This is a genomic window from Bacillus sp. ISL-4, from assembly GCF_018613275.1.
GTDB lineage: Bacteria > Bacillota > Bacilli > Bacillales > DSM-1321 > Peribacillus > Peribacillus simplex_E.
On the sequence record NZ_JAGGQN010000007.1, the window covers coordinates 13,531 to 27,000 of the forward strand.

9 protein-coding genes are annotated in these 13,470 nt (G+C 42.9%); 7 read left to right on the forward strand and 2 right to left on the reverse strand.

Annotated elements, in window-relative coordinates; genetic code table 11:
- Positions 1-301: 301 nt before the first annotated feature.
- Both J7J00_RS03520 and J7J00_RS03525 read left to right on the forward strand, forming a co-directional pair.
- Positions 302-4,774 carry a glutamate synthase-related protein gene (locus tag J7J00_RS03520; protein WP_214787493.1) on the forward strand — a complete coding sequence of 1,491 codons (4,473 nt, stop codon included), beginning with the start codon at positions 302-304 and terminating at the stop codon, positions 4,772-4,774.
- 330 nt (positions 4,775-5,104) lie between these two features.
- Positions 5,105-6,196, forward strand: a complete 1,092-nt coding sequence (locus J7J00_RS03525) for an FUSC family protein (protein ID WP_144527982.1) — start codon at positions 5,105-5,107, stop codon at positions 6,194-6,196.
- A 57-nt stretch (positions 6,197-6,253) separates the two neighbouring features.
- Here the strand turns inward: J7J00_RS03525 and J7J00_RS03530 are convergent, their stop codons facing one another.
- Positions 6,254-6,667 carry a MarR family winged helix-turn-helix transcriptional regulator gene (locus J7J00_RS03530; protein WP_076371209.1) on the reverse strand — a complete coding sequence of 138 codons (414 nt, stop codon included), beginning with the start codon at positions 6,665-6,667 and terminating at the stop codon, positions 6,254-6,256.
- A 377-nt stretch (positions 6,668-7,044) separates the two neighbouring features.
- On the opposite strand from J7J00_RS03530, the gene J7J00_RS03535 reads away from it, so the two are divergent.
- The 5 genes from J7J00_RS03535 (at position 7,045) to J7J00_RS03555 (ending at position 11,453) form a co-directional block, all read left to right on the forward strand.
- Entirely contained in the window at positions 7,045-7,683 is a 639-nt protein-coding gene (locus J7J00_RS03535) for a biotin/lipoyl-containing protein (RefSeq protein WP_214787495.1), read from the forward strand.
- 39 nt (positions 7,684-7,722) lie between these two features.
- Positions 7,723-9,342 (forward strand): DHA2 family efflux MFS transporter permease subunit, encoded by a 1,620-nt coding sequence (locus J7J00_RS03540; RefSeq protein WP_214787497.1) that lies wholly within the window; start codon positions 7,723-7,725, stop codon positions 9,340-9,342.
- Between the two features lie 18 nt (positions 9,343-9,360).
- The gene (locus tag J7J00_RS03545; RefSeq protein ID WP_214787499.1) at positions 9,361-9,891 is read left to right on the forward strand and encodes an NAD(P)H-dependent oxidoreductase; all 531 of its coding nucleotides are present in this window, start codon (positions 9,361-9,363) and stop codon (positions 9,889-9,891) included.
- Positions 9,892-9,904: 13 nt separating this feature from the next.
- Positions 9,905-10,249: a hypothetical protein gene (locus J7J00_RS03550; protein ID WP_214787501.1), complete on the forward strand. Its 345-nt coding sequence runs from the start codon at positions 9,905-9,907 to the stop codon at positions 10,247-10,249.
- A gap of 283 nt (positions 10,250-10,532) precedes the next feature.
- The gene (locus tag J7J00_RS03555) at positions 10,533-11,453 is read left to right on the forward strand and encodes an EamA family transporter (protein ID WP_214787503.1); all 921 of its coding nucleotides are present in this window, start codon (positions 10,533-10,535) and stop codon (positions 11,451-11,453) included.
- Positions 11,454-11,541: 88 nt separating this feature from the next.
- Here J7J00_RS03555 and J7J00_RS03560 read toward each other — a convergent pair whose 3' ends face one another.
- Entirely contained in the window at positions 11,542-13,290 is a 1,749-nt protein-coding gene (locus J7J00_RS03560) for an ABC transporter ATP-binding protein (protein ID WP_309487130.1), read from the reverse strand.
- Positions 13,291-13,470: the final 180 nt, after the last annotated feature.

Consider the following 13,470-nt stretch of genomic DNA (forward strand, 5'->3'; position numbering starts at 1 on the left):
TTTATACACCCTCAGGATGTACATCAATCTTGGGGGTTTCTTATTTCCCTGTAATAAATCTTTAACATTGGCATTTGAGGCCACTTCCCACATAAATCCCATCATTCCCAGCATCCATCCCATTGTATAAAAAATTGATTTCTGAATATTTAAATGATATGATATGGATACATTTATACACTTTCTTTCAATCTATCAAAACTTGGACTATTGTTCGGGTTTACTAATATTTCCCCCATTAAACACATGCTACAGGAGGTGAAAGGCAGAGAATAAGGGAAACCTTATTCAAGCCACATATATGGCCCAACAATGGACACCTGCTACATTCAAAGAATTTCACAAGGAAGAACATGATGCCTGCGGTATCGTTTCCTGCATCGAAAAAAAGAAAATCCCTACTAACGAAAACATCTTTGCCTGTATCGACGCCTTGGTTAAAATGAACCATCGCTGCGGCTTCATCAATGGTGAGGGCGATGGCGCCGGCATCCATATCGATATTCCCCGGGCTCTTTGGAAAAAGAAGCTTGAAGCGGTAAATGTCGATTCAAGCATCGTCGATCAAGATTCCTTCATTGTCGGCCACTTATTTTTAAGCAAAAAAACAGAAGCTAACGACTTAAAAATCGAAGTCAAGGAGAAACTGCTCCAGCATGGTCTCTCATTGATATTCGAAACGGATAAAACCTACCGCTCCGAGGCATTGGGACCGATTGCCATTCAAGAAGACCCAGTGTTCTGGCAATTTGCCTGTTCCTCCACCATCAATAATAACCAGGAGCTCTCAAATGTTCTTTTTGAGCTGACTTCCGACATCGAAAAAAGTGATTTCATCCATGTTGCATCATTAAGCCAGCATCATGCGGTATACAAAGTGATGGGTGCGGGGGATACGCTCCCTGCCTATTATCTTGATCTTGCAGACCCTTTGGCTGCCTCCACCATGACACTGGGACATAATCGTTTTTCAACTAATACTCTCTCAAGCTTCTTCCGGGTCCAGCCTTTCAGTGTACTTGGTCATAATGGCGAAATCAATACCATCGCCAAATTGCGTGATGAAGCGAAAATGATCGGAGTTCCCATCGCTAAAGATGGAAGCGACTCACAGGATTTAAACAAGACGATCGAGACTTTCATCTGCCGTCATGGCTACTCTTTATTTGAATCTGTCGATCTTATGTTTCCGCCAATCATCAATGAAATCAAGGAATATCCCGAGCACTTACAAGACTTATATACGTATTTAAGGGAAGCATGGGGTCATTTTGCACAAGGTCCGGCAGGCATCATCTCCCGTTTCGGCGATGAAGCCGTGTTCTCTGTCGACTCTTTAGGCTTGCGCCCACTTTGGAACATTGAAACGGAATCATCCTATATGTTCACTTCCGAACCAGGAATCATCCCTTCCAGTGAATATACCGGAGATCCGAAACCGATGGGTCCAGGGGAAAAAATCGGTTTGAAGTGGAACGGCGACCGTATTGAATTGTACACATACAAAGATTATCAGGATAAAGTATTTGAACTCTTCAATGATCGTTTCGTCCTTTCCAATGACCGAGTCCGCTTACAGCCCCAAGTTTTTGAAAAGGTTATCTCCATGACAAACACGCAAGCCATTCATAATGGTCAATATAAAGCCTTTGGGTGGGAAAGGGAGCATGTACAATTAGTGGAACAGATGGCCGAAAAAGGCGCTGAGCCTATTCGTTCACTTGGTCACGATGCGCCGCTGGCAGCACTTAATGCCCAGCGGACCAACATCGCTGATTTCATCAAGGAAAGTGTGGCCGTTGTAACTAACCCAGCGATCGACCGGGACCGGGAAACTGAGCACTTCTCAACAAGAACCATCATCGGAAAACGTCCTTCCCTATTCGAAGCGAATAATGCTGGAAATGTCACGGAGCTGCTGACTCCGTTATTGATTGAAGGATCAACGGGTTATGGGTGCTCGTCAATCGTATCGCAGCCAAGCTATGATCAGTTCATTAAATATAACCAAGATCAAAAACTCGTGCACTTCATTTCAAGCACGTTCAATGAGGCTGAAAACATCACGGATGCCTTGACCAGGATAACGGATGAAAGTATCAATGCAGTGGATGAAGGAAAAACGCTGCTCGTTCTGGATGATGCCCTTGCCCATCAAAACGGCAACCTTTGGCTTGATCCCCACCTTGTCACTTCAGCCGTCGACCAAGCGTTGGTCCGCACAGGCAAGCGCCGTGATTGTTCCATCCTTTTACGTTCAGCATCGCTAAGGTCACTGCATGATATCATCGTTTCTTATGGTCTTGGGGCAAACTTAATCAGCCCCTATTATATGTTCCTTTCCTTATCTTCAGATGACATCAAGGGGGTTACCAACCTATATAACTCCTTGACGAAAGGGCTTGAGAAAGTCATATCGACCATTGGCATTCATGAGCTGCGCGGCTATGGAAGACTTTTCTCAAGCATCGGTTTACATGAGGAAATCGCGAAATATTTAAATGTGGCTAACTTCTTCGGATCCAATGATCTGGACTATAATTTTGATAAAATCAAGGCAGATGCCATCCAGCGGGCGGAAGATTACGGAAATGAAAAAGAACGGATGGGTAAGACCTTCCATCTGTTCCCTAGGATTTGGAAGTCTATTGGAGAAGTTGCTTCAACCGGTGACTATGATGCGTATCGCGAAAAGATTACCGAACAGGAAGAATCCAATCCTACGACGATCCGCCACTTGACATCATTAAAAACTTCGGATGCTTCCATCCCTTCTGAAGAAGTCAGTCTTTCGGTCGGCGAACAGGAATTGCCGTTCGTCATAGCATCCATGTCCTTTGGATCACAAAATGAGATTGCTTTCCGGGCCTATGCGGAAGCTGCCGAGAGGTTAGGCATGATCAGCATGAATGGTGAAGGCGGGGAAATAAAGGATATGCTGGGCAAGTACCCGAAATCCCGCGGACAGCAAATCGCTTCCGGCCGTTTCGGTGTCAATGCAGAACTCTTGAACTCTTCAAATCTATTGGAAATTAAAATTGGGCAAGGGGCAAAACCTGGTGAAGGCGGTCACCTTCCCGGTTCCAAGGTCACAGCGAAAATCGCAGAAGCCCGAAATGCAACAATCGGTTCCGATTTGATCTCCCCTTCCAATAACCATGATATATACTCAATTGAAGATTTGGCCCAAATGATCCATGAGCTAAAAACGGCAAATGACAAAGCGAAAGTTGCCGTCAAAGTACCAGTCGTTCCAAACATTGGTACGATTGCTGTCGGTGTCGCAAAAGCGGGGGCCGATATCATAACGCTTTCTGGTTTTGATGGCGGAACGGGTGCTGCCAGGATCCATGCACTCGCACATGTCGGGCTACCAGTTGAGATTGGTGTTAAAGCGGCCCATAATGCGCTGCTTGAGTCAGGTATCCGACAGAATGTTGAAATTTGGGCTGACGGTGGGTTAAAAAGCTCGATGGATGTATTGAAGGTAATGCTGCTTGGTGCAAACCGTGTAGGTTTTGGGACCCTTTCGATGATTGCCGTCGGCTGTACGACGTGCCGCGGATGTCACCTTGATACTTGCCATGTGGGAATCGCCACCCAAATTGAATCGGAAGCGCAGGCGAAAGAACATGGGCTGCGCCGTTTTGTTCCACGAAAATTTGATTTAGCCGTTCAAGGTTTAACGAATATGTTCAGTGCATTTGCAAAAGAACTCAAATCTTTGACCGGGTCACTTGGGGTGAAGAATCTTCAGGATATCGTCGGACGTTCCGATTTGCTACAGCAAGTTAAAGGTCAACAATCATTGGATTTAACCTATTTATTGAAAAACCTGGATATAACACCGTTCTCCCATAAAGAAACGGCGGCATATTTGAATGAAGGCTCCATGCAGGTAGCTGTTGGCGCTGAATATCTTGATTCGCATGTAGATGATCTGCAGCAATCCCGTAGCTATAGCTCGATCACTTCCGAGCAGCGTGTACTCGGCAGCAGGGTGTCCTGTCACCGCGTTAGGGGCAGATTGGATGGATCATACAAAAAACTTCCTCCCGTTCACCTATCCTACCAGGATGGTTCCATCCCGGGTAATGGACTTGGGGCATACAATACGGAGGGAATTTCAATCAGCGTGAATGGCGGTGCCCAGGATGGCATTGGCAAAACATCGATTGGCGGTAATATTGCCATCTTTAAATCTCCAGGAAAAGATGGGAAGTTCTACAATGGCTCCGTCGGTAAGGGCTTTGGTTACGGTGCACAGCATGGTCTCCTCATTGCCCAAGGCGATGCCGATGCCAGGGCGGGAATCCGGCTTTCCGGAGCGGATATGATCATTGGGGGATTATTGAAACAACCGCTTCCTGAAAAGGAAAACGGTAATATTGCGGTAACTTCCAATATTAAGGGATTCGCTTTTGAATACATGACAAATGGAAGAGGTTTAGTTCTGGGTGATCCCGGTCCATGGATTTGCGCAGGGATGACAGGCGGTGTCGTTTATTTACGGCAACAGCCCGAATCTGGATTAACCAAAGAGGTCATTAAGAAACGGGTTGCGAAAGGGGCAAAGATTTCCATTGATCCCCTATCCGCAAAAGGCCTGCAGGATGTGGCTGAACTTCTGGGCAAATACACGGCCCTCTTGAAAGATCATGGCCAACCCGAAGAAGCGGCCTCTTTAGAGACACTGCTTCAAAATCCTGGAGAGCACTTCCTTCAGGTCGTTCCAGTTAAAGAACAGGCGGATCCTGCCGTATCCACGGAGTGATGCCGAAGATATATTAATAAAGGCTGATGCTCTTCAATTCGAGCATCAGCCTTTTCCAGTCATATACCTCTAGAATAGTCTTTAAACGATGGAAAAACACAGTTGAAAGCAATCAAGAAATTGCCTATCGTTTCTTTATATATTAAACTTGATTTTAACTATTGTAACTCTTAGGAAAATCCTGTATATTACTTTTTGTTTACATCTTCTTATTTTAGTGTAAAGTACTAACAAATAAGTTAGAATACAACTTTAAGCAAAAGCCTATATATAAATAGAGCCTCTTCTTACCACGATCCATTACAACACAAAGAAAGGATTAACTCATATATGAAGTTTGGTGCCCGCATTCTCAAAACAGGAATAGCAATTGTTTTAGCGCTTTATCTATCGGAACTGCTTAATCTTCCTGCTCCTGTCCTTTCTGGGATTGCTGCAATTTTTGCAATACAGCCGACCATTTACCGTTCATATCAAACGGTGTTGGAGCAAGTTCAAGGAAATATCATCGGCGCATTGGTTGCTGTCTCCTTCGTTTTGTTGTTCGGAAATGATATTTTTATAATCGGTCTTGCCGTAATGGTTGTCATAACCATCAATTTAAAACTGAAAATGGATAAAACGATTGTCCTTTCCATCGTGACGGTCATTGCCATCATGGAAAGCCAGGACGGGGAATTCCTGAATTTTGCCTTTATTCGTCTCTCATCCGTTTTGCTTGGAATCGTTTCTTCGTTCATCGTGAATCTGGTTTTCATTCCTCCAAAGTACGAAGCAAAGCTTTATACACGCATTACAGATGTAACGGAAGACATTTTGAAATGGATCAGAATCAGCACAAGGCATGCTACAGAACACACTTTATTGAAAAAAGACATCAGCCGATTGAAGGCGGAGTTACTCGATCTGGAACATATCTATTCCATGTACAAAGAGGAACGGGAATATTTCAAGAAGAACAGTGTAGCTAAAGCAAGAAAGCTTGTCGTTTATCGGCAGATGATCATAACGACAAAAAAAGCGTTTGAAACCTTGAAGAGAGTCCATAAATTCGAGAATGAAGTATATCAAATGCCTGAAGATTTCCAACGGAGCATCTTACAGCAGCTTGATTCCTTGATCCGCAAGCATGAACAATTGATATTACTGCATATCGAAAAAATCAAGTCCATCGACGAGATTGAAGATTGGGACCAGGATTGTCTAAGTCGTAAAGAGCTGCTCGCTCACTTTTTCGAACAGCAAAATCAAGTGGACGAAATGCATGATAATCTGGGCCATCTCTCTGCCCGCCTTGTACCATTGATTTCTGCAGTCATAGAATATGACGAACAATTGGAGCATCTTGAAAAGCTGATCGTTAGCTTCCAGTCCTTCCATAAGGAAGATAACGAATTATCTGTCCAGTATGAAGAAGATTAAAAAAGACGGTTCCCGGGAACCGTCTTTTTTCGTCTCTATTTCGAGCAGGCCCCTCATTCAATCATCCAAAAGGTTCTTATCAGCAGCCTTTTCAATCGTATCCAATTTCTGCAAAAGATCCTGCAGCTCATCTTCCGAGAATGAGTTGAAGTTCTTGCCCATCAATTGGTTATGATCCGCAAGGACTCTCCCCAAAATCGCTTCCCCTGCCTCTTTCAATTCAAGATTGATGACCCTGCGATCCTTTTCAGAGGGCTGCCGTTTCACATAATCCATTTCGACCAGCTTATCTACAAAAACGGTAATCGCACTTGGCTTTACTGTTAAGAAGTCAGCCAGCTTGGTCGATTTGATCGACCCCTCTTTTTTCAATATCAATAATATGAAAAACTGAGGCGACGTTAATCCATAAGGCTGAAGATTTTTCGCTACGATAGCCCTAAGTTTCTTCCTAATCCTAAAAATCTGCATTTCTATACTATTGGTTAGTTCCCATTTAAAATCCAGCCTTCTCACTCCTTATATAGGACAATCCTACCTCTTAAATTTAATTAAATGACATTCCATTGTCAAATTTACTTGCCAAATATCCTTAAAACTTAAAAAAATTCATTTTTTTACTATTTATATGTATTTATTTCCCACTAATTTTCCGAATAAATTACATGACAAAAATTAATTAAACTGTTAAACTCTTTACTTATAATATTAATACTTACAAAAGTTAATATTTATTTAAATTAACAAATAAACATTGGATATAGGAGGCTGGTGTCTTTTAACAAAACAATGAAGCATTTTAAAGGACTACAAGAATCAATCATCAATATTTTTTGGAGGCGAAACAAGTGAATAGAGGACGTTTAGTTTTAATTAATGTTATTGGTTTGGTTATTATATTGGCGGTAGTAGCCGGTGGGGGTTATTACTATTATGAAAGCACGAATTTCATTAAAACGGATGAAGCAAAAGTGACAGGAGATCTATATACCATCGTTGCCCCTGCTGCCGGTAAATTATCAGATTGGGACTTACACGAAGGCGACAGTGTCAACAAGAATGATAATGTGGCTAACGTAACTTCTTTAGATGGAAAAGAAGCTGTAAAAACAGCAGCACAAGGTACAATCGTTAAAACACAAGTGCATGATGAACAACTTGTACAAGCGGGTCAAACTCTTGCCCAGACCATCAATATGGGTGATCTATCCATAACGGCTAATATTGAAGAAAATAAATTGAAGAATATTGAAAAAGGTGACAGCGTCGATATTATCATCGATGGAGATCCCGATACCGTTTTTGAAGGAACATTGGAACAAATCGGTTATGCTACAACGTCTGTCTTTTCAGTAATGGGCAATCAGAACAGCAGCGGAAACTATACAAAAGTCACGCAAAAAGTTCCCGTTAAAATTTCCATTAAAGCACCATCCGATAAAGTTCTGCCTGGAATGAACGCAGAAGTGAAAATTTCAACAAAATAAACCGGCTACACAGTTATACAGAAAGGAGGCTTTCCTTAAATGGCTTCTCAAACAATCTCAGTAAACGAAAACAAGGGAATGAAACAGTTTGCCCCCATGTTAATTATCTTAATGCTAGGTTTGTTCATGGTCATTTTGAATCAAACCTTGCTCAGTGTCGCCATGCCAAGGATGATGGCTGAATTTAATGTAGCTGCGACTACGATTCAATGGTTATCAACTGGTTTCATGCTCGTAAATGGAGCTTTGATTCCACTTTCCGCTTTTTTAATAGAACGGTTTGGCACGCGGATGTTATTCCTTACTGCCATGTTTTTATTCACGGTTGGGACCTTCATCTGCGGCATCTCACCAAATTTCCCGGTCATCCTTACAGGTCGATTGATTCAGGCTGCTGGCGGCGGGATCTTGCAGCCATTGGTCATGACGATCATTCTTTTTATCTTCCCACCTGAAATGCGCGGGAAAGGAATGGGGATCTTTGGGCTGGCCATCATGTTTGCTCCTGCCATCGGACCGACTTTATCAGGTTGGGTCATTCAGGAATATAGCTGGCGGGTCATGTTCTACGCAATGGTGCCATTAGGCTTGATTATCATGACACTTGCCTTTTTTAATATGCGGAATGTAGCAGAACCAAAGAAAATCAAATTGGATTTGATGGGCGCCTTTTTATCCTTGATAGGTGTTGCTTCACTACTATACGGTGTCAGTGAAGCAGGTTCCAAAGGCTGGACGGATATCATCGTTCTGGGAACCATCATCGTAGGGCTTATCCTCCTCACCCTATTTGTAGTTCAACAGCTAAAATCGGATACACCGATGCTCGACTTCCGTGTATTTAAATATGATATGTTCGTATTATCAAATATCATTTCGGCCATTGTTACAGTTGCCATGTTTACAGGGATTTTCTTATTGCCTATTTATTTACAGACACTAAGAGGATTCACACCTGTTCAATCAGGTCTATTGATGTTACCTGGTGCCCTAGTGATGATGGTGATGTCACCCGTCTCTGGAGCCTTATTCGACAAAATCGGACCTCGTCCATTAGCATTGTTTGGTTTAGCGATCACCGCTATTACAACCTTCGAATTCGCTAAATTGACTACAGAAACGACCTATTCGACTTTGGTCATCATCTATGCCATCCGTTCACTTGGTATGGCTTTACTGATGATGCCGATCATGACAGCTGGGATGAATCAGCTTCCGAAGCATTTGAATACACATGGTACGGCGATGAGCAATACGCTGAAACAAGTAACCGGGGCAATCGGTACGAGCTTCGTGACGACCATTTATACAACCCGTGCTTCTTTCCATGGAACGGCTTTAGGAACGGAAATGAGTACGAGTGATCCCGGCTTTGTTCAGAACTTCCAATCAATCGTTCAATCCATCATGAGTTCAATGAATCAAACTAGTGAGCAGGCACAGGAAACTGCAATGTCACTGATTTCGTCCCAAATCCAGGGTCAAGCAAATGTAATGGGAATCAATGATGCATTCTTCTGGGCAACTGGTTTCGCAATTGTCGGTATCGTTCTCTCACTGTTTTTACGTGACGTTCGGAAAGACAAAGCCATCAAACAAGTTAAGCAAGAAAAATTGGATGTACCTTTGCTCCCTTCACCTGTAAAAAAATCGGTTTAACTAAATGGGGGAATAAGAATGAAGATCTATGTTGTATACGATAGTGAAGGCAATCATACGAAGGCACTTGCCGAATCAATAGCACACGGTGCCGCTGCGGTTCCTGGCGCCGAGGTTCTCATTGACCATGTAAACGAGGCTGATGTTTATAAGCTTCAGGAAATGGATGCCATCATTTGGGGCTGTCCGGGCCATTTCGGCACAATCAGTTCGAGTTTGAAAACTTGGATTGATAAACTTGGATATCTATGGGCGGAAGGTGCACTAATCAATAAAGTGGGGGCTGTATTCTGTACGACCGCCACCGTACATGGTGGACTCGAGGCAACCATGTTGAACTTAATCACCCCTATGCTTCATCAAGGCATGATCATTGTCGGCTTACCCGGCACTGTCCCTGAAAACGCCTTGTATGGATCCTACTATGGTGTAGGAATAAGCTGCCCGCCCGGTGTGGATGACAACATCACCAAAAATGACTTGCAGCTTGGAGAAGCATTAGGAAAACGGGTAGCCCATGTCACCCGTTCATTCATAAACGAGCTCTAGGAGGCTTGATTCAATGGGCATCATTCTAATTATCATCGTTGCCATTTTAGCGGTTACGTGCTTGATCACATTCAATGTCAAAGCCTTATCACCTGAAGATAAGCCGGTTGTCGAGGAAGCGAACTCGTTTGAAGAGTCCGCTCCCTCTTCAAATGATGATTCTGTTACCGAAATCATCGTCCCGACAGACAATGATGAATTGAAAATGAAAGATCAGGATTATCGTTTGGCGCTTTCCAAGCTTCACAATCAAAAGCCAAACGATGAGCCAGCTGTAGAAAAAAAGCCTAACCTTCGTAAAATGAAAGACGAAGAATACCGTGGTTCATTGGAAGATTTCCAACAGAATCGTGATTGAAATCCAGCTCCCTCTTTGGCATATTTGCCTTTTGGGGGGGGTTTTGTTTTTATATGTCATGAAAGGGATCATTGCCGCCTTTTCTTAACGATCACGAGACGGATTTACTTATTTTTTTAGTTGACAATGATTCAGAAAGACTTTAAGCTAAGGGAATGCAACACAAACAATTTTTTAAACTCAGCTTTTGTTGAGAGACGGAATTTTAAAAGGATTTCCTTTTTTCGTTCGTCACTTGCCTATTCGGCAGGTGGCGATTTTTATTTTTATAGGGGGGAAAAACATGCAACTTTTGAAGTATTCCTTAATGGTGTTAATTGGTTCAATCTCATATGGCACATTATCCACCATGATGAAGTTTGGATTTATGGATGGCCATTCTTCTGGTGAACTGGTCGGCAGTCAATACCTCATCGGCTGGTTGATTGTATCTGTTTTATTTCTTTTTTCGTTTAAATATAAAGTTTCATGGAAAAGTGCCGGATTACTTTTTATAACAGGCATGATGTCCACTTTCGTCGGAAAGGCCTATGCCGTTTCCGTATCAGAACTTCCCGCTTCGATAGCCGTTGTCTTTTTATTTCAATTTACCTGGATAGGCGTCCTTATCGAAAGTTTCTTAAATAAAAGACGCCCGGATAAAAATAAACTCATTGCCATTTTCGTTCTCTTCATCGGTACATTATTTGCAGGGGCGATTTTTGGTCAGCCGCTCTCTGCATTAAGCCTAAAAGGTGTACTGTTCGGATTATTATCTGCGCTGCTTTTTGCTCTTTATATGTTTTGCAACTCTCAATTCGCAGTTGGGGAATCTTCCATGAAACGGTTGTTTTACATTGCAACAGGTGCAATGCTCACTGCTGTGTTCACGACAAACCCCGTCACACTTGTTACGAACCTTGTCCAAACGAACCTCTGGTACTACGGATTGTTGCTCGGGACGTTGGGTGTTCTTGTTCCTTTCTTTTTCTTTGCTGTCAGTTTGCCGAAAGTGGGTGTCGGGCTTGGAACGATTCTTTGTGCGGCAGAGCTGCCTTCAGCGATGGTCGTTTCCGTCATCTTCTTGAATGAACAAGTTACGTCACTGCAATGGTTCGGGATGTGCTTGATCATCTTCGGCATCGCCTTGCCTGAGGGAATAAAGCATCTGCCGCAATTCCTTCCTGACAGAAAAAAAACGCTGCATGAAAAAAGGATTTCATAACGTTTATCCAACGGTTCGGATAAGAATAAGAAAGACCATTCCCGTTAGCGGAATGGTCTTCTTTTGTATATTGTTTTTCCTTTTCTCCTTAAGCATCCAATTGTTGCACTTGAAATAGGTTGTAGTAATGCCCTTGCTTTTTCATAAGTTCTTCGTGTGTTCCCATTTCCGTAATTTCCCCATTATCGATATGAACGATCCGATCGGCATGGGTGATGGTTGATAGCCGATGGGCCACGATGATGGTGGTCCGGTTTTTCGCCAAAATATCCAGCGCCTCCTGTATATAGTGTTCACTTTCCAAATCCAATGCGGATGTGGCTTCGTCGAGAACAAGGATTGGCGGGTTTTTCAAAAATACCCTCGCAATGGCCACCCGTTGCTTTTGGCCTCCGGATAATTTAACTCCCCGCTCCCCGACTTTCGTTTCATATCCTTCTTTTAAACCCATGATGAAGTCATGGGCATTCGCCGCCTTTGCCGCTTCAAATACTTCTTCATCAGTTGCATCAGGCCGTCCCATAAGGATGTTGGCCTTAACCGATTCACTAAATAAGATATTATCCTGTAGAACCATTCCTATTTTATCTCTTAGGCTGCGGACTTGATATTTACGGATATCCGTCCCATCCAATAATACCCTTCCCTCCGTTACATCATAGAAACGGGAAATCAAACTGACGATGGAGGATTTCCCGCCGCCGCTCATCCCGACAAGTGCAATGGTTTCCCCTGGTTTAACATCCAAATTTATATGTTTCAAAACGGGTGCCTCTTTCTCGTCATAAGCAAACGATACATCCTGAAAGGTTATTCGGCCATCCACATGCTTCAGCTCTTTCGCTCCTGGTTCGTCATCGATATCATACTTCTCATCCACAAACTCAAAAACCCTGTCCATGGACGCCAATGTCTGTGTCATTGTCGTCGAAGAGTTAACTAAACGTCTAAGGGGATTATATAGCCGGTCTATGAAACCGACGAAAGCAACCATGGTACCCAGTGACAATTGTTCATGAATGACCTGATAGCCGGCAAAGCCTATCACGAGCAGGGGGGCAATATCCGTGATCGTATTCACGACAGCAAATGACTTAGCATTCCAGCTCGTATGCTTTAGGGCCTTATCGAGGAAATTCTTGTTCTGCTTCGCAAACAATTCCTGTTCCCTGTCCTCTATCGCAAAGCTTTTGATGACTGACATCCCTGAAACCCGTTCATGAAGGTGACTCTGTACATCCGCTAACGCTTGGGACCGAATCCTTGTATAGGTTCTCAGCTTGCCGAAGAAATGCTTAATCGAAAATGCGTAAAATGGAAGCATGATGATGGATACAATGGTTAACTTCACGTCCATCGTAAACATGATGATTATCACTATGATGATCGTTGCGATATCGAGCCAAAGGTTCATCAGACCGGTGATGACAAAGTTCTTCGTTTGTTCCACATCCGTGATCATCCTTGAAATGACCTCGCCCACCCTTGTATTGGAATAATATTTAAAACTCAGTTTCTGTATATGAGTAAATAAATCATTACGAATATCATATAAGATTTTCGTTCCGGTCCATTGAGCGAAATATTGACGGTAATACTCAATCGGCGGTCTGACTGCAACGAAAATGAATATCATGATGGCCATTGCCCATAAAAGGCGTTCGGACTTCACGGCTTTGGACAGGTCACCATTTCCGATGATGTCATCCACTATATACTTACTGAGCAATGGAAGCAAAAGCGGAATCGCGAACTTTAGCAATCCAATCAGTACCGTCCCGATTATCTGCCATTTATATGGTTTGACGAATTGCAAATATCTCTTAATGCTCCCCACGGATTTCCTCCTTTTCTGAATCATTAAATCCAAATGATAAAAATAGTCCATAACAGTCAATTTGGAATCTTATATCTTATATGCAATTATATTTTCCTTTTCGATGATTAACTATCAAAAGGATTTTCATTCACTAACTTTCATAAACATTTATAGGAGGTTTAATGGTTCCTGCATACT